Source organism: Cupriavidus ulmosensis, from assembly GCF_977008105.1.
In genome coordinates, this window is the sequence record NZ_CDRMWP010000002.1 from 277,093 (window position 1) to 303,655 (window position 26,563).

Annotated in this window: 16 protein-coding genes; 5 read left to right on the top strand and 11 right to left on the bottom strand. The window is 69.1% G+C overall.

The annotated features are described in order from the left end of the window. The first annotated feature begins 9 nt into the window (after positions 1-9). Both ACWTPI_RS21190 and ACWTPI_RS21195 read left to right on the top strand, forming a co-directional pair. Positions 10-2,988: a two-partner secretion domain-containing protein gene (locus ACWTPI_RS21190; RefSeq protein WP_454732628.1), complete on the top strand. Its 2,979-nt coding sequence runs from the start codon at positions 10-12 to the stop codon at positions 2,986-2,988. Positions 2,989-3,087: 99 nt separating this feature from the next. Beyond that, positions 3,088-4,284: a fimbrial protein gene (locus ACWTPI_RS21195; protein WP_454732629.1), complete on the top strand. Its 1,197-nt coding sequence runs from the start codon at positions 3,088-3,090 to the stop codon at positions 4,282-4,284. Positions 4,285-4,307: 23 nt separating this feature from the next. On the opposite strand, the gene ACWTPI_RS21200 is transcribed toward ACWTPI_RS21195, so the two are convergent. The 7 genes from ACWTPI_RS21200 to ACWTPI_RS21230 all read right to left on the bottom strand — a co-directional run bounded on the left by ACWTPI_RS21200 (position 4,308) and on the right by ACWTPI_RS21230 (position 13,002). Further along, positions 4,308-4,970, bottom strand: coding sequence for a response regulator (locus ACWTPI_RS21200; protein WP_020202770.1), 663 nt, complete (start codon positions 4,968-4,970; stop codon positions 4,308-4,310). Between the two features lie 405 nt (positions 4,971-5,375). Next, positions 5,376-5,573, bottom strand: coding sequence for a hypothetical protein (locus tag ACWTPI_RS21205; protein ID WP_029043556.1), 198 nt, complete (start codon positions 5,571-5,573; stop codon positions 5,376-5,378). A gap of 714 nt (positions 5,574-6,287) precedes the next feature. Then, complete coding sequence (locus tag ACWTPI_RS21210; RefSeq protein WP_454732630.1) at positions 6,288-7,268, bottom strand: fimbrial protein; 981 nt, start codon at positions 7,266-7,268, stop codon at positions 6,288-6,290. A gap of 60 nt (positions 7,269-7,328) precedes the next feature. Further along, a complete protein-coding gene (locus tag ACWTPI_RS21215; RefSeq protein WP_454732631.1) occupies positions 7,329-9,947 on the bottom strand; it encodes a fimbria/pilus outer membrane usher protein in 2,619 nt (872 codons plus the stop codon). A 226-nt stretch (positions 9,948-10,173) separates the two neighbouring features. Beyond that, positions 10,174-10,938 carry a fimbrial biogenesis chaperone gene (locus tag ACWTPI_RS21220; RefSeq protein WP_231401598.1) on the bottom strand — a complete coding sequence of 255 codons (765 nt, stop codon included), beginning with the start codon at positions 10,936-10,938 and terminating at the stop codon, positions 10,174-10,176. Positions 10,939-11,084: 146 nt separating this feature from the next. Then, positions 11,085-11,633: a fimbrial protein gene (locus tag ACWTPI_RS21225; protein WP_020202775.1), complete on the bottom strand. Its 549-nt coding sequence runs from the start codon at positions 11,631-11,633 to the stop codon at positions 11,085-11,087. 580 nt (positions 11,634-12,213) lie between these two features. Continuing rightward, complete coding sequence (locus ACWTPI_RS21230) at positions 12,214-13,002, bottom strand: hypothetical protein (protein WP_020202776.1); 789 nt, start codon at positions 13,000-13,002, stop codon at positions 12,214-12,216. 436 nt (positions 13,003-13,438) lie between these two features. Between ACWTPI_RS21230 and ACWTPI_RS21235 the strand changes: the two genes are divergently transcribed. Next, entirely contained in the window at positions 13,439-14,071 is a 633-nt protein-coding gene (locus ACWTPI_RS21235) for a response regulator transcription factor (RefSeq protein ID WP_029043558.1), read from the top strand. A gap of 43 nt (positions 14,072-14,114) precedes the next feature. Beyond that, a complete protein-coding gene (locus tag ACWTPI_RS21240; RefSeq protein ID WP_454732632.1) occupies positions 14,115-14,786 on the top strand; it encodes an Hpt domain-containing protein in 672 nt (223 codons plus the stop codon). A gap of 226 nt (positions 14,787-15,012) precedes the next feature. On the opposite strand, the gene ACWTPI_RS21245 is transcribed toward ACWTPI_RS21240, so the two are convergent. Next, a complete protein-coding gene (locus ACWTPI_RS21245; protein ID WP_454732633.1) occupies positions 15,013-16,077 on the bottom strand; it encodes a porin in 1,065 nt (354 codons plus the stop codon). Between the two features lie 83 nt (positions 16,078-16,160). Beyond that, the gene (locus ACWTPI_RS21250; protein ID WP_020202780.1) at positions 16,161-16,970 is read right to left on the bottom strand and encodes a response regulator transcription factor; all 810 of its coding nucleotides are present in this window, start codon (positions 16,968-16,970) and stop codon (positions 16,161-16,163) included. 360 nt (positions 16,971-17,330) lie between these two features. Here ACWTPI_RS21250 and ACWTPI_RS21255 point away from each other — a divergent pair, with 360 nt between their 5' ends. Then, positions 17,331-21,368, top strand: coding sequence for an ATP-binding protein (locus tag ACWTPI_RS21255; protein WP_454732634.1), 4,038 nt, complete (start codon positions 17,331-17,333; stop codon positions 21,366-21,368). A gap of 75 nt (positions 21,369-21,443) precedes the next feature. On the opposite strand, the gene ACWTPI_RS21260 is transcribed toward ACWTPI_RS21255, so the two are convergent. Then, entirely contained in the window at positions 21,444-24,212 is a 2,769-nt protein-coding gene (locus ACWTPI_RS21260; protein WP_052165871.1) for an ATP-binding protein, read from the bottom strand. 778 nt (positions 24,213-24,990) lie between these two features. After that, positions 24,991-26,337, bottom strand: a complete 1,347-nt coding sequence (locus ACWTPI_RS21265) for a DUF2325 domain-containing protein (protein WP_454732635.1) — start codon at positions 26,335-26,337, stop codon at positions 24,991-24,993. Positions 26,338-26,563: the final 226 nt, after the last annotated feature.

Consider the following 26,563-nt stretch of genomic DNA (forward strand, 5'->3'; position numbering starts at 1 on the left):
GAAGAAGTCATGAACAAGAACTACGCATTGGTCTGGAACCAATCTCAGGGTTGCTGGAACGTCGCCAGCGAAGGAACGCGCCGCCACGGCAAGCCGGGCAGCGCAAAGCGCGCCATCGCGGCGGCCGCCGTGGTGCTCGGGCTGGGGGCGCTGGCCACGGCGCATGCGTTGCCGACCGGGCAGTCGATCGTGTCCGGCAGCGGCGACGTGCAGGTCTACAACGGCGGCAGGAACATGACGGTCAATCAGCAGTCCGACAAGCTGATCGTCAACTGGAACGAATTCAACATCGGCGCGGCCGAACGCGTCGCCTTCAACCAGCCCGCCAATACCTCGGTGGTGTTGAACCGCGTGGTCACGGCGGCTACCAGCAACATCGATGGCGCGCTGGATGCCAATGGCCGCGTGTTCCTGGTCAATCCCAACGGCATGCTGTTCGGCCGGACCGCCCAGGTCAACGTCGGCGGGCTGGTGGCCTCGGCGCAAGGCATCAGCGACGCCGACTTCCTCAACGGCAATTACCGCTTCGCGGGCAGCACCGGCGCGCAGGTATGGAACTACGGCACGATCAATGCCGCGCCGGGCGGCAGCGTGGCGCTGCTGGGCACGAACGTCAACAACACCGGCACGATCCAGGCCCTGCTGGGCCGCGTGGCGCTGGGCGCCGGCAACGACTTCACCGTCAGCTTCGATGGCAGCGGCCTGCTCAACCTGCAGGTCAACGGCGCCGCGCTGAGCGCGGTGGCGCAGAACGGCGGCGTGCTGCGCGCCAATGGCGGGCAGGTACTGATGACGGCGCAGGCGGCCGGCAGCCTGCAGCAGGCGGTGGTCAACAACACGGGCGTCGTCGAGGCCAAGACCCTGGCCGGCTACGCCGGCAGGATCACGCTGGACGGCGGCGACGCCGGCACCGTGCGCGTGGCCGGCAGCCTCAACGCCAGCGCGCTGTCCGGCCCGGGCAACGGCGGCGTCGTCGAGACCAAGGGCGCCGACGTGCAGGTGCTGGTGGGTACGCAGGTCAGTACCCAGGCCAGCTATGGCCAGACCGGCACCTGGCGCATCGGCACGGCCGAGGCCAGCGTCAGGCAGACGGGCAGCGCAGGCGGCAGCACCGTAACGGCCGACACGCTGGCACGCAGCCTGGGCACCACCAATGTCGAGCTGGTCAGCAATACTGGCAATCTCTCGGTCAACGCGCCCGTGGTCTGGAGCAGCGGCAACAAGCTGGCGCTGACCGCGGCCGGCGACGTCAACATCAACGGCGTTGCGCTGACGGCCACCGGCGCGGGCTCCGGCATGGAGATCAACTATGGCGCGGGCAATGCCCTGAAGCTGAACAACGGCGCCGTGGTGACGCTGTCCGGCACCGGTGCCTCGTTCAAGTCGAACGGCTACTTCTATGACGTGATCCAGAATTTCTCCCAGTTGCAGAACGTCAACAACAACCTGGGCGGTTATTACGTGGTCGGCACCGATTTTCGCGGTGCCTACATGACCCCGATCGGTTCCAGCCAGGTCTTCTCCGGCATCTTCGAGGGCCTGGGCCATACGCTGAGCGACATCAGGGTGAGCGGCACGGGGCCGTATGTCGGCCTGTTCGGCATCTCGTCCGGCCGCATCAGCAACCTGAACCTGGCTTCGCTTACGGCCGTCGGCCCCTCCGGCTGGCCCGCGGGCGGGATTGCGCTGGTGGGCGGACTGGCGGGCGTGAACTTCGGCCAGATCAACAACGTCAACGTCACCGGCGTGAAGGTGGACGGCAACGTCTACGGCAGCAGCGGCGCCACGACGGGCGGCCTGGTCGGGATGAATTTCGGCACCATCGACACCGCCAAGGTGGCAGGCACCGTGTCGGGCAACGACTACAGCCAGGCCGTCGGCGGTCTGGTCGGCGAGAACTTCGGCCGCGTGATCAACAGCCAGACCAACGTCAGCCTGATGAACCGCATGTCGCACAACCTGTCCGGCAGCGTGGGCGGACTGGTCGGGATCAACAACGGCGACGGCACGGGCGGCAGTGCCGCTGGTTTCATCGCCGACTCCTCGAGCCTGGGCACTATCACCAACTACGCGGGCGGAGCCAATTACGGCGGGCTGGTCGGCTACAACCGTGGCGGCACCATCGCGAGCAGCTTCTTCGCCACTGGCTCCGTCAACGCCACCGGCGGTTATCTCGGTGGCCTGGTCGGCCGCAATGAGGGCGGCTCGATTACCGGCTCCTACGCCAGCGGCAGGGTGACCGGTTCCGGCGCGGCCACGGTGGGTGGCCTGGTGGGCTGGAATCAGGCGGGCAACCTGACCGATGTCCGGGCCAGCGGCGTCGTCGAGAACCGCAGCGGCGTCAGCGTGGGCGGGCTGGTTGGCACGCATGACGGTGGCACCATCCTGAATGCCGAGGCCGCCGGCGAGGTCTACGGCGGCAGCGGCGCCCGCGTGGGCGGGCTGGTTGGCAGCAGCAATGGTGGTGCCATCGTCGGCGCGCTGGCGACTGGCAATGTCTGGTCCGGCAGCAACAGCCACGTCGGTGGCCTGGTCGGCTACAACGCCGGCGACTTGCAGGGGGTGGAAGCCCGCGGCAATGTCTCTAGCGGCAGCAACAGCTACGTCGGCGGGCTGGTCGGCACCAACAACACGAGCCTCGACCCGACCGCCATGGCGATTTCCGGCGTGGCCAGCGGCAGCGTCACAGGCCAAAACTACAGCATGGTAGGCGGCCTGGTCGGCCAGAACAACGGCCGCATCCTCGGCGCCTCGGCCTCGGGCTCGGTCAAGGGCGGCAGTTATGCATCGCTGGGCGGGCTGGTCGGCGTGAACAACGGCGTGGTCGAGTATTCGCAGGCGAGCGGCAAGGTCAACGCCACGGCCTACTACGGCCAGAACGGCGGTGGGCTGGTCGGCGTGAACTATGGCCGGATGAGCTACAACGCCGTCTCCGGTGACGCCGCGCTGGTGCCGCTGGCGGGCCGCAACTTCGGCACCATCGAGTAAGGCGCCGAGGCTGGCCGGCCGCCTGTCCGCCTGGTGCAGGCCGGACGGGCGCGCCGGCCCCTGAAATTGCCTCGCAGTAAGGAGGCCATGGAGAATGGCATGAACAGGAACGAATTGCCGGGCGCCGGGCGCGCCCCGTCACCGCGCTGGCTCGCTGCCGTGCCGCTGCTGGCACTCGGGGTTGCATTGGGCGTGGCCAGCGCGGACGTGCGGGCGGCATGGGTGGACGCCGTGACAACCGGTTGCCTTACGCGGCTCTCCGACGACATGGTGCAGCCATGGACGATCGTCAATCCGCTGACCAGCAGCACGCCGGTCGGCACCCCCCTGATGGCGCGGAACTTCAGCTTGCATACCGAATTTGCCTACAAGCCGGCTACCGTACCCCACACGCTCGTCATTGCCGGGCACTGGTCGGTGGGACCGATCGGATCGGACAGCATTGCGCCGACCAATATCGACGGCATCGGTCTCAAATGGATGACGGTATCGGGGGCTGGCGAGACACCGCTGCCCTTCAGTTCGTATCCGACGGCGTTGGCCGCCGACAAACTTGCGTTGATGATAAATGACGCGGTGGGCTCTGGAAGCTCCGGGCGTCTCTCCGGCTACAGGCAATACCTGGTGCTGACCAAGCCCGCGAATCTGCTGCCGCCGGGTGCGCTCCAGGTGACCAGGATCGCGGATAACCGGGAGGTGAAGCTTTATGCCCGGGATTTCCTGACCGCGGCGGCGCCGGCGCTTGGCACCATCGTCGACCTCAGCCAGGCGACTTCGGGCACCTGCAGTCTGGAGCGTGTCTACGACAGCACGGGCATCGTCAACCTCGGCGGCGGCCCGCCGCCGCCGATTCCGAACAAGTGCGACGTGGTGGCCAACCAGATCATTCCGGTCAACCTGGGTACCTTTTCGGTGAGGGATTTCCCGAACGCCAACAGCACCTCGACGCCGGTACCGTTCGCCATCACGCTGAACAATTGCACGGCAAACGCCAAGCCCACGATCAGCTTCCGCGACAAGTCCAACAAGCCGACCACCGACAAGACCATCCTGCAGCTCTACGCGCCCGGCGGGCAGAGCCTGGCCGAGGGCTTCGGCATCATCATGACGAACAGGTCGAGCGGTGCGCGCATCGCCTTCGACAATCCGAACGTGGCCACGAAGTACGTGATGACGCGCTCGAGCGATACGGCGACGATCCAGCTGCAGGCGCAATACCTCCGCACCGGCACGGTTGCCGAGATGAAGGCCGGGTATGCCGGCGGCTCGGCGGAATTCACGTTTACCTTCCCATGAGGGCGGTGTTGCGGCGCGGCCGCTTATCCCGCCAGCGAGTTCTCCGACGCGGCGAGGTTGCCGTCGGTGGCGTAGCGGATCAGGTCGGCGTCGCGCTTGATGCCGAGCTTGCGCATGGCGCTGGATTTCTGCGAGCTGACCGTCTGCTTGCTGCGATGCAACTGGGCGGCGATCTCGTTGATGGTCTGCCCCGAGCCGAAGCGGCGCACGACCTCGGCTTCGCGCGGGGTCAGCGGGCGCGACTGCGTGGCCGGCTGGTCGTCCTCCAGCATTTCCTTGATGGAGGGCGAGAAATACTTGCCTTCCACATGGGCCGCATGGACCGCGGCGAGCAGGTGGGACATGGCGTCGGACTTGCTCAGGATGCAGTTCACGCCCTGCTGCAGGATGGCCCGGATGACGCCGGGGTTGTCGATCATGGTGAAGATCACCAGCCGCAGCGCCGGGTAGCGGCGCCGCAGGAAAGACACCAGCGCGAGGCCGTCGCCGTACTTGCCGCCGGGCATGACGTAGTCGGTCACGAGCACGTCGCACGGATGCGCGTCCAGCGTGGCGATCAGTTCGGTCGAGTTGCTCACGGTTGCCACCAGCTTGGCGGCATCGATCTTCTGCAGTTCATAACTGATTCCCAGGGCCACCGCCGGATGGTCGTCCGCGACGATCACTCTGATGGAAAATTCTTGCATGTTTTCACTCCTTGACCCCGGCTGCCACGGCGCGGAACGTGGCAATGATGGCGGGTTTGACTTCGGGCGCGAGGGCGGACGCATGATGACCGAGGGAGCAGCCGTCTGACAAATCCTAAATGACTGTACGAGTTTAACGGGAATTTCCCCTAAACCGTTGGCAAGCTCCCTCCGGGGGCGGCGGTCATCCCCGTGCGAAGGTTAAAAGGAGAAACAATCAAGGAAGAGTCCAAGAAATTGTTTCATCGATGGGCGAGACGCGGCTCTGGCGGCGGCTGGCTTAGGAATGTTCTTGTTGCTCTCTTGCTGGCCAGGCTGTGCTGCGCAGCCTGGCTGCCGGCCGGCTGCTGCTTTGCGTCCCGGATGGCGCGGCTCGCCGCCGCAGCGGGAGACGCCATCCTCAATTCAATTGCTGTGTTCGGTGTCGGCTGTGGCGTGGCGGTCCAGCGCCACGCGCCATTGCTCGATGAATTCGCGGCGCCGCTGCGGCGAGATCATCAGGAAGTCGTTCATCAGTTCGATGAAGACCTGCTGATTCACCTTGCTCAGGTCGGAGAATTCGAGCAGCACGCGATACACAGTCAAGGGTTGTTGCGTTTTCACGGCAGGTCCTTCCGGCGGAAAGCTGGAGTCTTCACGCATTGCCGGTGTCTCAGTGGTGAGATGGAATGGATGTCCAGCCCGGCATGGCGGCGGCGCATGGCGAGGGCGCGGTTTCCGTGGATGGGCCCTGCGCCGGCAATGGCGGCGCGGGCAGGCCGGTCAGGGGTGGTGGCTTCATAGGGTTCATCGATCGTTCTTGGTATGAGTGGTCCGGCCGCGCGCGCTGCCTGCGCGGGCGATGCCGGCGCAAACGCGCGCGGGCAACGGCGGCGACATGCGTTCCAGGCCTGTCCGGAAGCGGGCCAGAGCGCCTGTCGACGGGGAGGGCTGCCGTGTTGCCAAGGGCAGGCTCAAGCACAGAGTTTCGGTCAATGACGTTTCCCTTTCTATCTGACATGAACGATATTTATGGCGTCCATATAGGGTGAGTATGAAATCGATGGCTATGCGCGCTTTGCGCAAGAACCGATTTCGGACAAGTTCGATGACGGGGCCGGGTGGATGACCGGGACCGGCAAACGTGCGCCGGCACAAGCCGGGGAGCCGGGGGAGAAGAGGTCCGCCGTGCGAGGGGGCGGGCACCGGAGGAAAAAGATGCCGGGGCGATGCCGAATCCGTGGGGCCGGGAACGTGGCTCCGGGCGCCGTGTCCGGGCGGCCGGAGCAGCCGGATTCGTCTTTCAATACGACGGCAAATGCCCGTGCCGCGTGGCCATCATTGATAGCTCATCGTGATGGTGGCCCGGCCGTTTGCCGTGCCCGCCCCGACCTCGGCCTCGGTCTGTATGTAGCGTGCGGTCAGGGCAATGTCGAACGGGCCGTTCGCCGCCAGGCCGGCGGGCCACTGGTTCGGATTGGCCGGGTCGCGGGAATCGGCGCCGTACTTGAGCACGGTGCCGTCCTTGCGTATCTGGATGCCCACGCCTTTCGCCGTCGATCCCGGCGACAGCTTGAGCGTATCTCCGCGGTTGGCCAGATCGTTCGCGTCGGTCAGCGTCGCATGGATGTTGGTCTCGGTCCCGGCACTGCCGCCGGCGCAGGATAGCCTGACGTGGAATGGCTGGTCGTCCGAAGCCGAACCGATGCCCTTGAAACGACTGATGTCGACCTTGTCCAGCGACACCGGGATATGGTTGTTTTGCAGTGAGCAGGTGGGCACGAGCGGCCTGATGGGGGCATTGTCGATCAGGTATTCGGCTGCCTTCACCGTGCCGTCATGAATCCATTTTGCCGCAACCACGCCGTTCAGCGTGCCACCCGCGGTGATCGGGCCGACCTTGACGAGCTCGACGACCAACTGCACGGTGTAGCCTTCACTGAGGCCGACGGCCGCGCTTGATTCAGAGTACGGCCACCATCTGGGGTCGAAGGCATAGCGCATCCGCAAGCCGATACCCTTGAGCGGTGTGGACAAGGTGTCGTGGGGTCCCAGGCTTCCCCGGCCGCCGTAATTGACCAGTCGGAGATCGCAGGTCCAACCGGTCGGTCCGCTGTTTTCCGGGATGAAGTCGTGCGTCCCCGAGTAGAGCAGGGTGCCGTCCGCCACGTTCGGATTGAAGGCCGGCGGGTTGAAGTTGCTCAGCCTGTAGCGGAACGGCTTGTGATCCGTTGACGGAATCACATTGCAGTCGGCCATCGCATCGACCGCCGTCAGTGTGGAAATCAGCAACGCCAGCCAGAAGAAGAGTCTTTTCATGATGTCCTTGCCCAGGTTTCGATATGACCAGCCAGGAGGCACGCGCCGCGCACGGCGCGCTCATCGGCGTACCACCGGCGCGCCGGTGGTCACGGTGGCCGCCGCCGTGGCGATGGACGCGCAGCCGGCCTTGATCTGCTGATAGCTGCTGCCCTTGTCCGTCTTCTTGCGCTCCGGCAGCGTGTAGTCGATGCGGCAGGCCGACGCATCGCCGCTGCCCCACGAGACCTTCAGCACGCCCTTGTCCCGGAGCCCGCGCGCGAAGATCTTGCCGGCCTGGCCGACCACGCCGACCTCCTGGCCGGTCTCGTCGCGCACCGACGCCCCGAACGGCAGCGCCGCATTGCCGTCGCGCAGCGCCCGGATCAGCGCCGAGCGCCCCGAAATGGTCTCGAACCTGAGCATCGGCACCGCGCCGGCGCGCGGCGCGACCTGCTGGCTGGTCTCGCGCAGTTCCACGTCGGTGGACAGTCCCTTCGGGTCGAGCGCCACCGTGTTCATGCTGTACGGCGTCAGGTACGGCACCACCGCGTAGCCGCGGCTGTCGATGCGCACGCCGGGCGCATTGGCCACGCGCGCGCCCGCGGCGGCGGGCGCCTCGACGATCGCGAAGGTGTCGGACAGCGGCTGCGACAGCGTGATGCCGCCGCGGTGCAGGACCGCCGCGCCGCGCACGCCGAGCGAGGCCTGCTGGCGATCGGCGCCGGCGCCCATGCTGCCGCTGAAATCCGCATACGCGCTGCGGTACAGCACGTTGGCGCTGCCGTCGGTGCTGGATTGCCCGGCGCCCGAGCTGTGGTTCACGCTCAGGCCATACGAGAAGTTGCTGTCGGCGCCGGCCGAGCCCGACACGGTGGTCTGCGCCTGTGTGCTGCCGCGGCTGTCGTGCGAGACGCTGCCCGTCACGGTCAGCGGGCGCTGCTTGCCCAGCGGGATCGTGATGTTGGCGTAGTACATCGTGCTCATGCGGCCGTCCACGCTGCGCTGGCGCATGGCCGACACGCCGAAGGCGATGTTCCTGTAGGTGTTGGCGTAGCCGACCGAATAATTGATGTCCGAGCCGCTGCGGTTCCAGTAGTTGGCGGTCGACGCGGTCAGGTTGAGCCGCCCGCCGCGCTCGCCGAGCTGCTGGCCGAGCGTGACCGAGGCGCGGTTGCGCTGGCGCCAGACGCTGTCGATGCTCTGGCCGCTCTCCGCGCGCGTGCGCGCGAGCATGGCCTCGTTGAGGCCGAAGTAGCCGCCCGTGGAGTAGCGGTAGGCGGCGATCGCCACGTCGGTGCGGGTCTTCGGCACCAGCTTGGAATAGCTGATGCGCGTGCTCGTGCCGCTGAAGCGGCCCTGGCCGGGCAGCGAGGTGAGCGCCTGCGTCACGTCCGCGCCGAGCGCGCCGAACGGCGTGTTGAAGGCCCCGCCCAGCATCGCCGAGCCGTAGCCCTGCGCCAGCGTCACGCCGCCGTAGCCGGTCAGCAGGTTGCTGATGCCGCGCTGCCAGGTGGCCTGGGCGAACAGCGGGTTGCGCGAGCTCAACGGGTCGCGCACCGTGCCGGCCACGACGCTGTAGCGGTTGACGCCGGGCCGCAGCGACAGTGGCACGGCGGCATACGGCACCGAGAACGAGCGCACCGAGCCATCCGCCTCGGTGATGGCGACGTTCAGGTCGCCGCCGTAGCCGGTGGCGTAGAGATCGTCGATCTCGAACGCGCCGGGCGCGACCGTGGTCTCGTAGATCGTCATGCCGTTCTGGCGGATCGTCACCCGGGCATTGCTGTTGGCGACGCCGCGCACCGTCGGCGCGTAGCCGCGCAGCGAATCGGGCAGCATGCGGTCGTCGGTGGCGATGCGCACGCCGCGGAAAGCGGTCGAGTCGAACAGTTCGCCGCTGGTGTAGGCTTCGCCGATGGTCAGTTGCGAAGCCAGCTTCGTCAGGTCGCGCTGGGCATAGGTGGCGACGTTCTGGTAGACGCTGCGCCCGTTCGCGTCCCAGTTGTAGGAGCCGTTGTGGCGGAAATGCCAGTTGCCCGCGTTGAAGCCCGCGTTCAGGCCGAGGTAGCCCTGCGTCTGCATGCTGGCGCCGCGGCTCTTGAAACTGTAGACGTTGAGGTTGTAGCCGAGCATGCCGGTCGTCACGCCGGAGTCGAGCAGGTCGGGGCTCACGTAGCCGCGCGCGCTGCGGCTCAGCGAAACCTGCGGCACGCCGATGTCCAGGCGCTGGTCGCCGAAGTCCAGGCTCACGCTGGCGTCGGGCACCACCTCGGCAAGCGGCAGGCACGCGCCCGCGACCGCGAGCCGCGACGCCGTTTCGGGCGACAGCTTGCGGAAATCGATGCCGATGCCTTGCAGCAGTTTGCCGTCGAAGCAGGCCTGCGCGTCGCGGTCGCCGTCGCCGAGGAGCCTGAACGGCACGTCGGCGCGGCTCACGCGGCTGCCGTTGACGTAGATGTCGAGGCTGTAGACGCCAGGCAGCACGACGTTGCCGTGCTCGAAGCGCGACAGATCCACGTGCCGGGCGTTGCCTTTCACCAGGAACCCGCTGTCGAACTCGACCTGCGCGACCTGCCTCGCCGCGGGCGCGCCCGCCTCGGCCAGTGCCTCGGACTGCCACGCGGCCAGGCTCGACAGCACCAGCGCGCACAATGGCTTGAGGCGGAAATGAAAGGCGCCATCGCGGGCGGGGGTCATGACTACTTGCTCCTTGATAAAGCCGTTGGCATCCGGCATGACCGGATGCACGGCCGAGCGGGGCTTGCCAGGGTCCTCCGGGACCTGGCCGCCGCCTGCCGGTGCGGGCTGTTCACGAAAGCCCTGGCTGCACGCGGCGGATACGGACTGGATCTGTCTGGAAAGCGGGAACGGTCCGCGCGGTCCCGGCGGGACTGGCATGGTTGCCAGCCCCGCCCGCCCGCGCCTACTGCGCCAGCCTGACCGCGGACGGCTGCTTGCCCTGCACGGCGCCGCCCCAGTCGTTGATGGCGCTGTAGTTGACGGACACGGCCGAGGCCGGCGGCGCCGCAAGGCCTTCGACCGCGAACGTCCGCGAGCCGCCGGGCAGGACGTAGCCCTTGCCGGCGTTGAGGTCCCGGCCGTCGGCCAGGAGCGAGATGCTGCCGAGGTTCACCACATACGGGCTCGGGTTGGTCGCCTTCAGCGCGTATCCCTTGCCGCCTTCGCCGCGCACGAGCTCCCATGTGACCTTCGCCGGCGCGTCGTCGGCGCTGCCGGCCAGCGCGGCCGGGCGGAACATCATCTTGATGCGCGTGCGGAAGGCCAGTTGCAGGCGGTTGGTGTTTTCACCGAGCTCGGGCTTTGGCGGCACTTCGAGCACGTTGAGCCAGAACAGCGATTCCTTGTCCTGAGGCAGGGGCTCCTTGCTGTAGATCACGCGCAGCGTCTGGCCCTTGCCGGGCTCGAGCCGGAACATCGCCGGCGTCAGCACGAACGGCACGTCGATCTGGTCGGGCGAGGCGTCGGCGTCGCCCGTGTCGATCCAGCTCTGCACCAGCGCCGGGATCTTGCCGTCGTTGGTGAGCCTGACCGTGACCTCGCGCTCCTGCGCCGGAAAGATGACGCGGGTGCCGGTGATGACCACGCTCGCCTGCGCCGGGGTGGCCAGCCCGCCCGCCACGGTGAAGGCCGCCGCCATGAGAGGCCCGAGAAAAATGGAGGGTTTCATCTTTGCTACCGATTGATTGGCTTACTTGGGCAACACGTTTCCTCAGAAGCCGTCTCGGCATTGCCGAGACGGCTTGAAAGGCCTCGCCTTGCGGCGGCGGGGTCATGCGCCGGACCGTCTTCCGCGCAACGCCGGCCGGCTGTCGATCACTCGTAGACCAGCGAGTACCGGACACGCGAGTTCGCGGCACCGGACGTGACGGTGCCGGTGCCGGTCGCGAAGTATTCGGCGAAGTAGTTCAGCGTGGCGCCATTGCCAACGATGTTCACGGCCGGCGAGTTCTGGCCGGTCAGCGCGGTGCCCGCGTTGATCACGCCCTGGGTGGCATTCAGCAGGCGGATTTCGACGCCGCTGGCGCCGCCTGCGTCCACGGTCAGGCGGCCGGTGCTGTTGACCGTCGGGCCGGCTTCGAAGCTGGTGGAAACCTTGGTGGCCGAACCCCCCTGGCAGCCGGAGAGCGTGATCGAGAACGGCGTGCGGCCGGCGGTGGCGCCCTGGGTCGACAGCGCGTTGGCCGATACCGGGGGCAGCGGCACCGTCACGTCGGTGGGGCCGTTGCTGCCATTGATCTGGCACGTGGTGGCGACGATGTTGCCGGTGATTTCGATCGTGCCGTCGTAGGCGTTGGCGACTGGGGCGAATGCAGCCGCTGCTGCTGCGGCGGCGATGGCAGAAGCAAGAAGGGTATTTTTCATGACAAGAAATGGGAAAAGTGGAAGATCCGGAACTACCCGTTAAAGCCCCGCTTGGTACAGAGGTAGTACTGCTGCGGTGCTCTGAATGAATTTTCGGATAAGTCAATGTTCCGAACTATCTGACCAGAACGAGATTTTGACTTTAAACGTAGTACAAGTACTAAATATGGGATGGGTTTGTGTTGGGACAGATCGTTGCCTTCGGGGCGGTGATTTCGGCGGAAGTCGGAACCAAGAGAAAGCGCGTACGGCGCCAGGAGACAGGATAGGAGGCCATCCATGCGGTCATGGGAAGGACGGAAATCTCAAAAAAAATCCGCCCGGGCGGGGCGGATGCTGGCGGGGGAAAAGGGGAGAGCGATTTCAGCTAGCCATTGCAGAAATTTGGCAAGTCGCATGCGCAATGCGTGTGAATAAAATATTGCGCTGCGGGAAGCACTAGAAATATAGGATTTATCCTAGTCATTGAGGGAAATTCCTAACTCAATGATTTCATATTCGTGCCGATAACGAAACAAATGCCGGCGCTGCGTATGCCGGCGCCCTCATGCAAAGGCGCCACCCGGCAATCGCGCCGCCGCTACGCGCGCTGCCCGGCGGAGAACGAGGCGAGGTCCTCGCGGAAGGCCAGCATCACTTCCCGCTGCAGCAGGGCCTGGTATTCGCGGAACGGCGTGTCGAGGTCGAACGCGGCCTCGTTGTAGGTGCGCTGGAGGAAGGCCAGCGACTCGGCCAGCGAGCGCGCCTGCTCCGACTGGTGCAGGCGCAGGCGCCAGTCCACCGCTTCGTGGTGGTCGGCCAGCAGGTTCTGCTGCTCGGGACACGCAATCTCGCCGACCTGCCTGGCCTCGTGGAAGGCGGCCAGGTAGGCGCAGATGGCCGACATGCGCCGGTTCGCCTCCGAGGCGGATTCGGCCAGCATGACCGCGGAGGCGGCGAGCTCGTCCGGCCGGCTGCGCGCGCGGCGCCGCTCCGGCGCGGCGTCCAGCAGGGGCCGCACCGCGATCAGCAGTGATGGCGGCAGCACGCGGTTGAATTCCCTGGCCAGCACGGCGTGGACCGAGCGCGTCAGGCGCGCGCAGTGCGCGATGTCGTCGTTGACGTAGAAATCGAGCGCGACGGCCCCTTTTCTTACGTCCGAGATCACCGCGCGCACGGGCACGGCGCCCGCCTCGCGCAACGCGGCCAGGCAGATGCTGGCGCGCGCCAGCCACTCGCCGTTGTGGCGCAGGGCGTCGGCCAGGCTGTCGATGGTCATTTCCTGGTCGGGGCGCAGCGTCACCACCATGCGCAGGTCGGAGATGCTGCCGCGGGTCGCGCGCAGCGGGTCGCCGTGGTTTCCCGGCCCTGCAGATTTGCTTTTCTTCATCTGGCTCCTTGGCGGTCGTTTCGAAAGGCCCGGGGCATGCCGCGCGTGCGCGCGTCCCTGGTGGCCGTCTGGCGTCCGGCGGGACCGCCGCGATGGGGCCGCCCCGCGGCCGTGAAAAGTCGAGGGATGAAGTATGTCGCAGCGGCCTTGCAGCCGGGCTCGGACATTTCCCGAACAGAGGCGGGAGGATTCTGCCGGGCCAGGGCGAAGGTGCCGTGCCGGCATGCGGCGCTTTCCGGCCGCCGCTGCGGCGCAGCGCTGCGCCGTCCGTGCGGACGCGACATGCCGCATGCCATATGGCGATCTTTCCGCAGCGAAAGCAGGGGTTTCCCATACTTGCCTCAGGCGCTTTATCGCAGAATCGGAAGACAAGGATCACGCATTCCGCGTGCTTCTGCGGCAGATAGCGCAAATTTTTCTGAACGGAGACTGCGCAATGACAACGGTGTTGATAGTTGACGATCATCCAGCGATGCGCATGGTCATTCGCACGCGGCTTTCGCAGGTGCTGGGCGTGAGCCGGGTGCTGGAGGCCAACAATGGTCAGTCCGCGCTGGACATCGCGAAGGAGTACCCGGCCGACCTGGTGATTCTCGACCTCGATATTCCCAAGGTGAACGGCCTGGAGGTCATCCCGCGCCTGCGGGCGATGCATCCGCACGTGCGCATCCTGGTGCTGTCCGGCCAGGATTCGCTGACGTTCGCGCCGCGCGCCATGCAGCTCGGCGCCAAGGGGTTCGTCAGCAAGCTGCAGGACGTGGACGAGATCATGCGTTGCGTCGATGCCGTGATGGCCGGCTACACACTGTTCCCGCCGGAAGTGGGCGACGCCGAGGCCGTGCCGCCCGACCTGCGCGACGACAACGACCGGCTCAAGCAGCTGACCGACAAGGAGATCGTCATCCTGCAACTGCTGGCGCGGGGGCTGTCGAATGCCGCCATCGGCAAGCTGCAGTTCATCAGCAACAAGACCGTGAGCAGCCACAAGATCCACATCATGGCCAAGCTGCGTGTCGCGACGCTGGTGGAGTTGGTAGACTTCGCACGGCGCTGTCATGTGGTGCCGTGACGGTGCCGGAATTTCATCGACGCAGCTTCAAGGACTACGGATCATGCATCGCGCATTGCTAATCGGCGACACGACGGACTGGGCGGAAGACAGCGGCCTCGCCACCCTGATGGAGGGCCTGGGTTTCCAGGCGACCTCGCATGCGCTGTCCTCGCCTGGCCCGCTGGGCGAGGGGTGGCGGCTGGTGGTGGTGCGGCTGCCCGCCGACGGCGCGCTGCCGGCCGGCGTGGCGCCGGACCCGGATGGCGCCGGGCCGACCCTGTGGCTGGCGGTGTCGGCGGGGCCGGCCGACCCGCGCTTCGGCGGCACGCTGGCGGAACCCGTGCGCGAGCACGAACTCGTGCGGCAACTGGTGCGGCATCGGCTCATGCCGATCAGCGCCGAGGAGGAGGCCGCATTCTGGCCGGCCATCGAGACGCTGTCCGATGGCGACCCCGACATGATCGCGGAGCTGGTGAGAAGCCTGGTCGACACCAACCGCGACGACCTCGTGCTGCTGCGCGATGCCTGCGTCGCGTCCCGCTGGGACGAGGCCGCCTCGCTGGCGCATCGCTTCAAGGGCTCGGCGCGCATCCTCGAGTCCCGCGCGGTGGTGTCGCTCTGCGCGCGCCTGGAAGCGGCCGCGCGCCGGCGCGACGCCGACGGCGTGCTGGCCCTGCTGGCGCTGTTCGAGCCGGCCATCGAGCACATGAACGACTGCCTGGCGGAGCGATAGGGGGCGCAAGGGGGGCGGTGCGGAGGGGCGGTGCGACAAGGCGCACATGCCGGCGCACATGCCGCGCGCCGCCGCTGTGATGGCTGGCGCATGTTGCGCGCATTGCGCGTGCCGGCGCCGATACCGCCGCCGGACCGCCGAAAGCCGGACGCCCCGGTGCATGCCGTGGCATCGCACCGGGGCGTCCGCGGCAACCCGGCCAATCCGTCAGGCCGGGGCCGTGCCGTCAGAAGCGGTGCCGCATGCCGAAGCTGGCGCCGAACTGGTTGTCGCCCGGCGAGACCTGGCCGTTGCCGTTGGCGCTGGTGTCCGACATGAAACCGCGCGAGCGGTCGGTCTTGTTCAGCGCGTAGGCCATGTTCAGGTACAGGTCGGTGCGCTTGGACAAGGCGTAGTTGCCCCCGGCGGAGAGCAGCCACGGGTCCGCGCTGGTGCCGCGGTTGTCCTGGTAGTACACCGCGCCACTGAACGAAACCGCGGGCGTGAGCCGGTAGCTGGCCCCGGCCCAGCCCAGGTGAGCCGTGCCGTTGCCCAGCGCCGAGGTGAAGCCGAGGTGCTGCCAGCGGTAGCCGGCGAAGACCTTGGCCGGGCCGAAGGCGTAGCTGGCGGCGATGGTGGCGCGCTGGTCGTGGCGGTTGCGCGAGGCGATGGTGTCGCCGTTCTTCTGGTCGAAGACCGCGCCCGCGGCCAGCGGGCCCACGGCATAGTTGAGGCCGAAGGCATACTCGCGGCCTACCTTCCAGTGGCCGGGGACTTCGCCATTCGTGCCGCCCTGGCCGTCGTAGCCGAAGCTGTAGAGGCCCGACACGGTCAGTCCGCCGGACTGGCCGCGGTACTTGATGGCGTTGTCGGCGCGCGAGCCGAAGTCGCTGTCCATGCCGTAGATGGAATAGCTGCTGACGGCGGCCATCGGGTCGTACTGCAGCGCGAAGTCGTACATCGGCGTCTGCTGGCGGCCCAGCGTGACGGTGCCCTGCGGGGTCTCCAGCCCGACGTAGGCCTGCCGGCCGAACAGGCGGTCGCCGGCCCTGCCGTCGTCGAGGTCGAAGCCGCTTTCCAGCACGAAGATGCCCTTCAGCCCGCTGCCCAGGTCTTCCGCGCCGCGCAGGCCCCAGCGCGAGCCGGTCAGCGCGCTGCCGGACTGCAGGCGGTAGACCTTGTCGCCGTTGCCGTTCTGCCGGTTGACGAACTCCAGGCCGGCATCGGCCACCCCGTACAGCGTGACGGCGCTTTGCGCCCACGCGCCGCTTGCCAGGACCGCGGCCGCCGCCGCAACGATTGTCTTCTTCATTTCCTGATTTCCTCGCTGATTCCCTTGGTTAAGAAACTCTGTCCGGCGCGCGCCCGCGCCGGTTGTCGGCGCCGCTGCGCCAGCTACCCGGGCGCGCCGAGCCCGGCGGGCAGCGCGTATTCCCCGGGCGCCGGCGTCGGCGGCGGCATGCGCGCCGGCACGTCGCCGGGCGCGCCGCGCCCGGCCGGATGCCATCCGGCCGGAGCCGCCTCCTGGACGTCGAGGCGATAGCCCAGGGCGTGGATCGACGCGATGGTGATGCCGTTGGCGGAACGCAGTTCCAGCACCCGGCGCAGGCGCGCGATCAGCGCCGCCAGCGCGCGCGACATGGCGGGCAGCACGTGGCCCCACACCATCGTCTCGATGTGGTTGCGCGGCAGCACCTGCGAAGGCGAGGAGAACAGCAGCCACGCCAGGCCGAATTCCTTGGGCGTCAGGCGGATGTCCTTGCCGCGCAGCGTGGCGCTGTACCGGTCGATGTTCAGCACGTAGTCGCCGAGGTGGATCAGGCGCTGGCGGGAGGGCTGCGCGCTGTGGTGGCGGCGGTAGTGCGACACCATGCGGGCCAGCAGCTCGGCCGGGCGCAACGCGCAGCAGTAGTCGTCGGCGCCCGCCGCGAACGTCTCCATGATCTCGTGGTGGCTGGCGCCGGGCGAGACCACGATCACCGGCGTCTGGAAGGCGAAGGTGCAGCGGATCATCCTGACGACCTCGGTGCCGTTGCCGTCCGGCAGCTCGCCGGCGACCAGGATCATGTCGAAGACGTGGTCGCGCAGGTCGCGGATCAGCGCGGCCCGTTCTTCATAGCAGTGGCAGGGAAATCCGGCGCCTGTCACCAGCTCGGCGACCGGCTGCGAGCTTGCCGGGTTGGCATCCAGTAGTGCGACTTTCATATAAGACAACCTCTGAGTCTGTCGGCCCGCGCGCGGCGTCGCATGCGCGATGACGCCCGGCGGCCGAGGTACAAGGTAGCGTCAATGCCTTCGTACCGAGCCCGGAAATTTCCGCAAACAAGTCGGAATACTTCGGTTTTCTCCCCGCGCCTTGCGCAAGATCAGATCGCGGGCGCCGCCGCCGCCGCAAACGGCGTCCGCGCGGCGCGCCGGCGCGGCTTCGTACCGTGCCGGGAAGCCCGGCCATCGGCGCGGCGGAGGCGCTATCATGCAAAGCCATCGGCCATGCGGCTCCCGGCGCACGGAGCGGGCGGCCACGCGGGAGCGCAACGCGCCGCGGCGACATAGGACAACCGACTCATGGAAAAAACCTGGACCTCGGGCGAGGCCTGGCGGCGGTGGCTGGTTCATCTTGTCTTGCTGGCGTGCTGCGCCGGCCCGGCGTTCGGCGCGGCGGCTGCGGCCGCTGGCGCGACCGGTCCGGCCGCGGCGCCCGGGCCGGTGCCGGCCGTCATCCGCATCGGCACGGTCAGGCAGGGCCTGCCGCCTTTCCTGTTCGCGCGCGGCGCGCAGCCGAGCGGATACGGCGTCGACCTGCTGCGCGAGGCGCTCGGCAACCCGGCGCTCGAGCTGGTCGAGCACGCCTATCCCGACATCCCGGCGCTGATCGCCGCCACCTGCGCCGGCGAGATCGACCTCCTGATCAGCATGGCGAAGACGGATGCGCGCACGCGCTGCCTGCTCTATTCCGCGCCGTATTTCGAGGGCGACACCGTGGTGGTGGGGCGCACCGCCGACCACGTGGCCGGCGTGCTGTCGCCGGGCTCGAAAGGCGTCCGCTTCGCGGCCGAGCCGGGGTTCTACATGGAAAGCGTGGTGCGCGCGCGGTATCCCGGCGCCACGCTGGTGCCGGTGGGCGACGTCACCGACGGCCTGCGCGCGGTGGTGGCGGGCAAGGCGGACTTCTACTCGGCGGTGCAGCCGGTGGCGGAATACGCGCTGGCCCGCCGCGAGTTCGACGCGCTCTCGGTGGTGAACGCCTATCGCGAACCGGGCAGCGCCGTGCACTTCGCCTTCCCGCCCGCGGCCACCGCGCTGCGCGACCGGGTGGACGAAGGGCTCGCGCGCGTGCCGCGCGAGCGCCGCCTCATGCTGCTGGCGAAATGGATCAACGCGCGCCTGGTGCAGCAGGACGACGCCGACCAGTTCTTCCTCACGCCCGAGGAAAGCGCCTTCCTCAACGCGCTGCCGCCGCTGCGCGTGGGCTTCGACGTGGGCCTGCCGCCCTACAGCTATCTCGACGACAGCGGCCGCCCGAGCGGCATCGCGCTCGATTACCTGAGCTATCTCGGCGAGGCGCTCGGCCTGCGCTTCCAGCGCGTGCCGTCCGGCAACTTCGGCAAGACCGTGGACGCCATGCACGACGGCGCGCTCGACCTGATGGCGGTGGCGGCCCCGAACGACCCCGGCCTGCGGCGGCTGCCGGTCTCGCGGCCCTACGCCGCGTTCCCGGTGGTGATCGTCGGGCGGCAGTCGGCGCCCGCGGTCGGGCATCTGCGGGAACTCGCCGGCCTGCGCGTGGTTGTCACCGCGGCCGGCGGCGCCGGCGGGGTGGTCAGGCGCGGGGTGCCGGGCGCGCTGCTGTCCACCGCGCCCAGCGTGCACGCCGCGCTGCAAAGCGTGGCGGACGGCGACGCCGACGTCTACGTCGACGACCTTGCCTCGGCGGACGTCGAGCTGCAGCGCAGCTTCGCCGGCAAGCTGCGCGTGATCGGCTCGGGCGAGCGCCTGCTGGACATCGGCTTCGCGGTGTCGCCGGCACTGTCGGAGCGGCTGCTGCCGCTGGTCAACCGCGCGCTGTCGGCGCTGCAGGACCAGCGCCGGCTCGACATCCAGAAGCGCTACATGGCGGCCAGCTACGTGCTCGAGCCGTCGTGGCGGCAGATCCTGGAGCGCGCCGGGCTGCCGATCGCGGCGCTGCTGTGCATCGTCGCCGTCCTGCTGCGCTCGCAGTACCTGCTGCGCAAGGAGGCGGCCGGCCGGCGCGCGGTGGAGCGCAAGGTCTCGGTGCAGCAGCGCTTCCAGTCGACGCTGATCGACGCCGTGCCGCTGCCGATCGCGGTCATGGACAAGGACGGGCGCTACCTGGCGATCAACGCGGCCTTCCTGTCGTTGCTGGACGTGACGCGCGAGCGCCTCGTCGGCCGCCTGCAGAACGAGGCCGCGGTGTGGGGCGCCGACATCAGCGCCACGCTGGACCAGGCGATCCGCGACGCCATGCAGGCCGGCGAGATGCACCATATCGCGCTCGATTTCCAGGCCGCGTCCGGGCACGCGCGGCACTTCCTGTGCTGGCTGCAGCCGTTCGCCCCGAACGAGTCCGAGGCGGGCGGCGTCATCTTCTCGGCGGTGGAGGTCTCGGAGATCCGCCGCGCCGAGCTCAAGGCGCGCGAGGCCGAGGCGCGGCTGACCGACGTCACGCGCCATCTGCCGGCCACGGTGTTCCAGATGCGCCAGGCGCGCGACGGGCATTTCGCCTTCGTCTGGGTCAGCGGCAACACGCAGGAACTGTTCGGGCTCGATGCCGAGGACATGATGGCCGACAGCGCGCGCGTGCGCGCCTGCGTCCATCCGGACGACGCCGAGCCGCTGCGCGCGGCGGTCACGCGCGCCGGCGCGGCGTTGCAGGCGGTCAACCACGAGGTCCGCCTGCGCGGCCGCGGCGGCTTCCAGTGGGCCCGGCTGCACGCCGTGCCGCGCCGCGAGGACGACGGCACCACGCTGTGGAACGGCTACTGGACCGACACCACCGAGGAGCACGAGCGCGCTGCCGCGCTGGCGAGCGCGCGCGACATCGCCGAGGCCGCCTCGCGCGCCAAGGACAATTTCCTGGCCATGATGAGCCACGAGATCCGCACGCCCATGAGTGGCGTGCTCGGGCTGGTCGAACTGCTCGGCCATACCGAGCTGAGCCGCGAGCAGGCCTCCACGGTCGGCATGATCGAGGACTCCGCCGGCGCGCTGCTGCAGATCCTCGACGACATCCTCGACTACTCCAAGATCGAGGCCGGCCGCATCGACATCGAATGGCTGCCGCTGGACCTGCGCGAGCTGTGCGACAACGCCCTCGGCCTGCTTGCCACGCGCGCGCACGACAAGGGCCTGCTGATGCGGCTGGACGTCAGCGACGACGTGGCGGCGGTGGTGCTGGGCGACAGCGTGCGCCTGCGCCAGATCCTCTTCAACCTGCTCAGCAACGCCATCAAGTTCACCGAGCACGGCACCGTCACGCTTGCCGTGGAGGCGGCCGGCGAGCGCGACGGCAGGCAGACCGTGGTGTTCCGCATCAGCGACACCGGCGTCGGCATCGAGCTGGACAAGCAGGCGCGGCTGTTCGAGCCCTTCATGCAGGCGGACTCGTCGACCACGCGGCGTTTCGGCGGCACCGGCCTGGGCCTGTCGATCTGCCGCCGGCTGTTGGTGCTGATGCACGGCGAGATCACGCTGGCCAGCGCGCCGGGCGCGGGCACGCAGGCCGAAGTCCGGCTCGCGCTGCCGGTCAGGGACATGGCCTACACGGTCCGCCCGCTGGCCGGGCGCCGCGCCGCGATCCGCGTGGCCGATGCGCAGGTCTCGCGCGGCATCGCGCACCTGCTGCGCGCCGCCGGCGCGCAGACCGTGGAGCAGCGGCAGCCGGCGCGCGCGGACGGCGCCGGCGAGCCGGGCTTCGACCTGCTGTTCCTGGACGACGGCACGGAGGCGCCCGCGTCCGGCGCCATCCGCATCACCGACAAGCCCAAGCTGGCCGGCTACCGGCTCACGCGCTCGGACGTGCGCCTGAGCGCCAATCCGCTGACGTGGCGCGCGCTGCGCGCGGCCTCGCTGGCCGCCGTCGGCAGCCAGGCGGCGCGCGGCGCGGAGCCCGCCGCCGCGCCGGCGCAGGTGCCCGCGGTGTCGCGCGAGCTGGCGCTGGCGCAGGGGCGGCTGATCCTGATCGCCGAGGACCATCCCACCAACCGCATCCTGCTGCAGCGCCAGCTCAAGGTGCTCGGCTACGCCAGCGACGCGGTCGGCGACGGCGGCGAGGCGCTGGCCGCGCTCGGCAGGACCAGCTACGCCCTGCTGATCACCGACTGCCACATGCCGGTCATGAACGGCTACGAGCTGGCGGGGCGGGTGCGCGCGCAGGAAGCGGCCGAAGCTGGCGACGACGCGGAGGGGCGGCGCCACCTGCCCATCGTCGCCATCACCGCCAGCACCGAGGCGGAGGAAATGCAGCGCTGCCTGGACGCCGGCATGGACGAATGCCTGTTCAAGCCCGCGCAACTGCATGTCCTGCGCGCCTGCCTGGAGCGCTGGATCATGCCGGCGCGCTTCTCGGGCGCGGTGGCCGAATAGGAGGGAGGGACGGGCAGGGCGGCGGGGCAGGCAAGGGCGGCGGCGCGATGATGGCGATGACGCGCGCGCGTCGCCTCAGTGCAGCGCGAGCGCGCGCCGGATCGCCTGCTTCAGCTCCTGCATCGAGGCCGGCTTGCCGAGGAAGATGTCGATGCCGGCGGCGCGGCTGCGGTGTTCCTCCTCGGCCAGCGTGGACGCGGACACCGCGATGATCGGCGTGTGCCTGCCGCCTTCGGTGGCGCGCACCTGCCGGGCGAGGTCGAAGCCGTCCATGCCGGGCATGTAGAGGTCGGTGATGAGCAGGTCCGCCGGCTCGGCGTGCAGCGCCTTCCAGGCGCCTTCGCCGTCGTCGCAGATCACCACGTTGTCGTAGCCGAGCTGCCGCAACTGGATCTTGAGCAGCAACTGGTTGACGCGATGGTCCTCGGCCACCACGATGCGCGCGGTCTTCTTGTCCGACGGCGCCGGCCCGTTGTCCGGTGGCGCCGCGGCGACCGCGTTGCCGCCCTTGCCGCGCAGCAGCGCTTCCTGGCACGCGGCGACGAAGGCGCTCCACGCGATGGGGTTGTCGTGCAGCACCACCGGGCCGCCGTCCGGCGCGTCGGCCGGCTGGCTGCCCTGGTGGGCCAGCAGGATGTCGCCGGCGCGCGCGCGGGCGCCGCGGGCGGCCACGATGCGCAGCGGCGCGTCGTGGCCATCCGGCTTGCCGTGCGCGCCCGCCTCGCCCGTCAGCAGCGGCCGCATGCCGGCCGCGCTGGCATAGTGCTTGAGCGCCATCACCGCGGCCGCGTCGCTCACGTCGATGGCGATGTCGCGGCCGGCCAGTTGCGGGAACGCATGGCGCCCGCAATCGACCTTCAGGGCGAGCCGCAGCGTCACCGAGGTGCCGTTGCCCTCGTTGCTGCTGATCTCGAGCTGGCCGCCCATCAGTTCGGCCAGTTGCCGGCAGATCGTCAGCCCGAGGCCGGTGCCGCTGAAGCGCCGCGTGGAATGGCCGTCGATCTGCTCGAACGGCTCGAACAGCCGGCGCAGCGACTCGGCCGGAATGCCGATGCCGGTGTCGCTCACGGTGATCTCGATGGTCTCGTGCGCGCCGGCGCTCTCCACCAGCGTGGCGCTCACGCTGATGCTGCCCTGCATGGTGAACTTGATGGCGTTGGAGATCAGGTTGAGCAGGATCTGGCGGATGCGCGCGGTGTCCGCGAGGTAGCGCGCCGCGATGCCGGAGTCGATGCAGATGTTCATCCGCAGGCCCTTCTCGTAGGCATTGCCGGACAGCAGGAACACCGCGCCTTCGACCAGTTCGCGCATATCGGTCTCGGCCTCGACGATCTTCATCTTGCCGGCGCCGATCTTGGCGTAGTCGAGGATGTCGTTGAGGATCTGCAGCAGCGCCTCGCCCGAGCTGTTGGCCACCTGCGCGAGGTGGCGCTGGTGCTCGTCCAGCCCGGTGTCGATCAGCATTTCCAGCAGGCCCAGCATGCCATGCATCGGCGTGCGGATCTCGTGGCTCATCATGGCCAGGAAGCTGTCCTTGGCGTGCAGCGCGGCCTCGGCGGCATCCCTCGCCTGCATCAGCGCCTCGGCCTGCGCGCGCTCCTGCGCGGCGGCTTCCTGCAACTGCCGGATCAGCAGGTCGCGGTCGGCCTCCAGCTCGTCCTTGGCGATGGCCGCGCGCCGCAGCACCTGCACCGAATGCAGCAGCGCGCCGATCTGGGTGCTGCGCCGCGCCGACGGCAGCGACACCTTGTAGTCGCCGCCGGCGATGCGCCGGATGGCGTCGGTCGCGCCCGACAGCGGGCGGATCACGCGGTACGCGAACAGCACGATGATGACGGCCAGCGCCAGCAGCGCGATGCCGATGACGCCGCACAGCACGCGCAGCCGACTGCCGGCGATGGCGTCCTGCGCCTGGATGATGTGCTCGGCCGAGGCGAGCTCGGCATTGCGCACGCGGATGATGGCGCTCATGGTGGGCACGTAGCGCTCGGCGAAATCCGCGGTGGTCGGGTAGCGCAGGTCGTGCGGCGGCAGCGTGGCGATCTCGTTGAGATAGGCCAGGCCATCGGTGAAATAGCTCGAGCCCATTTCATGCATGGCCAGCAGCGATTCGCGGCGCGCGGCCTTGTCGTCGCGCGTGCGCATCATCACCAGCTCGCCCAGCGCGCGGATCCTGCCGGTCTCCGTCCACAGCGCGCGCTGCTCGTCGACCGACAGCGCCCGGCGCGCGGTGAGCGCCGGGGTGAACACGGAGCCGGCGCGGCCGGCCTGCTCGCGCAGCTCGGCGGTCAGGCGCGCGATGCCGGCATGCTCGGCGGTCAGCGGCTCGGCGCGGATCAGGTCGAACATGACCTCGTCGGAGATCTGCATGATGTCGGTGGTGGCCGTGAACATGGTGCTCAGCACCGTGCACAGCCGGTCGGTGGAGCGCCCCGGGCGCGGCAGTTGCACCAGCCGGTCGACGTGCGCGCGCGCGGCGCGCAGTTGCGCGTGCGTCTGCCGCATCTGCCTGGCGCTGGCCGAGCAATGGTCGCACTGAGAAGCCTCGAGGCCCGCGATGGCTGCCATCATGGCGCTGTCCGTCTCGGCGCGCGCGCGTTCGAGGTCGTGCAGCTTGTTCTCCGGCGCGGGCGTGTCGCTGCCCAGCACGGCGTTGGACGGGCCGCGCTCCGCCGAGGCCTTCTCGGCCGCGACCAGCACCGCGCGGAACAGGTTCAGCATCGGCCCGGTCTCCTGCGCATCGTTGTAGGTCCGCCATTCCAGCAGCAGCAGGTAGCCCGCCAGACCCAGCGTGGTCACGAAGATGAAGGCGGCAACCAGCCGGAAGCGTCGGTCAATGCGCATGTGCTGTTTCAGGTGCGGTTATGTACTTGTGCTGACGGCGCCTCGTGAGCACATGTCATTGCCGATGGCGTGGCCGGGGCAGTGCAATGTGCCGGCCACGTCCGCCGGGCCGTCCGTGGCGCGACGGCGGCCTGGAGTGGGAGGCCGGCTCGTGCGTTCGCCGGCGAAAGACGGCGGACAGGCACGCCGGAAGCCCACGCAATGCCTGTCGGCTGCGCGGCGCGGTCAAGGACGGGTGGCTTGTCATGTGGGGTCGCCAGAACGGCGCGCGAGCGGGTCCGGGCGGAACATGCCGATAACACGCAGGACTTTATCCCGCCATTTCCGACATGATTTTGGGAAATTTCCCAATGTAGGAGGGGAAAATTCCCAATCACATTGCTGTGCTGTAGGAATCTCCCGAGATGCTCGCGCAGCGGCGCGGCATGTCGGCCAATCGCAATGCGAAGGCCCTGTTTGCAGCCTGTGCGCGCGGCGAGGGACGTTCCGCCAACGGCAGGCAGCTCGCGCATTCCGGCGCGGCGCGCGCCGCGCCGATGCCATTCGGAATGGCCTGCGCCGGAGCGGGGAGGGCGGGGCCGTGCGCCGGCCAGCTGCGCCGGCCGCGCGTCAATGCATGCGCCGCGGGCGGGTGTGGCGAAGCGGGTGCGCGGCGGGCCGCAGGCGGGTGGTCACGCGCCGGCCCGGGATGGCGGCCGGATTCAGGCCGCCGGCGCGGCCGGAGGGGACAAGCGCGTGGCGCGCCGGCCCGAAGGATAGCAAGGACGCGAGGGACGCATCACGGCGCGCGCGCGCCGGCAAGCGCCACGGCGCGCGGCGCGGCGGCGGTGTCCGCGTGGCCGGATGGCGGCACGGCCACGCGGCTCGCCAGCTCCACGAAGCTGGCCACGCTCGCCGTGCGCAGCGGATGGTAGGCGACCTGGTGGCGCTCGCACACGCGCTTGATCATGTTCATCGAATCGTGGTCGATGCAGTCCACCGGGAAGACCACCATGTCGGCGCGCGCCACCGTCGCGGCCAGCAGGCCCTTGCGGTCCTCGATGCCGCCGTCGTGCAGCACCAGATGGCCGCCGGTCGATTCGACCAGCGCCTTGAGCGCGTTGTTGGAGCCAGGGCGGCCGCCCACGTACACGATGCGCTTGCCCTCCAGGTGGCGCAGCCCCGGATGGCGCCCGCGCGGCTCGCCGTCCTGGCCGCCGGCCGCGAGCACGGCCTGTTCCAGCGCGCGCGTCTCGGCGTGGCTGGCGGCCAGTTGCGCCAGCGCGTCGTCGCGCTGCGCGCGCAGCGCCTGCGCCGCTTCCTGCTCCCGCAGCGCATGCTGCTCCGCGGCCTCGCGGCGGCTCGCGTGCAGCGCGGCGGCTCGCTCGTGCTCGGCCAGCGCGTCGCGCAGCGCGCGCAGCTCCGCCTGCGCCGGCGTGCCCTCGGCGCCAGCGCGCGCGCTGGCGTGGGCGAGCCGCTCGCCCAGCGCCGCGAGCTCGCGCGCCTGCGCGTCATGCCGCGCGCTCATTTCCTGCAGGCGTTCCTGTTGCCGCTCGAGCTTGGCGCGCAGCGCGGCGTTGTCTTCCTCCAGCGCCATCAGCCGCCGGATGTCGGCGCGGTTGGCGGCGCCCACCAGGTGCGACAGCATGTGCACCTCGCCGAAGGCGGCCTGGCGCACCGGGCTGCTCGCTTCCGGATGGGTCATCACGGCCCAGTAGGCCGGCGGGATGTCGCCGCTGGCCACCGCTTCCTGCCAGAGCTTGAGCACGGCGTCGGCGTCGCGCGCCGCGTTGAAGTGGCGCAGGGCCTGCGCATAGCGCTCGTCGAGCGCTTTCTGCAGGGCCTTGCAGCCGTCGCCGCCCGCGCCGGCGAGCTTGACCGCCTCGTGGTGGATTTCCAGGTCGGTGGCGCGCTGCCGGTCCAGCGCCACGAAGCGCGGCACCAGCTTGCGCAGCTCGCCGGTGGTCATGCACGTGCCGATGATCGAGCAGTGCAGGTGCGAGTCCAGCTCGGCCAGGCGCGCGCGGCGCCGCGCGGGGCGTGCCTGCGGCGCCGCCGGCGCGCAGCAGGCCAGGGGCGCCGGCTGGTTGCCGAGCGCCGTCTCGATGCCGTTGGCGCGGGCCAGGCGAAACGGTGGAGCGTGCATGCGATACCTCGCGTGGAAAAGGGCAGGCCCGGCACCGCGCCGCGTGGCAGCCAGGTGCGGGGTCCCGCCGTCTCGGCGAAATATACCATTGAATATAACGAATGTGCGGAGCCGCGCCGGACCGGCGGAAGCCGCGCGCAAAGGCGGTAATATCTGCTGGCTGGGTGCCCGGCTTGCCGCCGGCGCGCGCGCCGGCGTCCTTGCGGCCAGAGCGATGGCCGCCGAA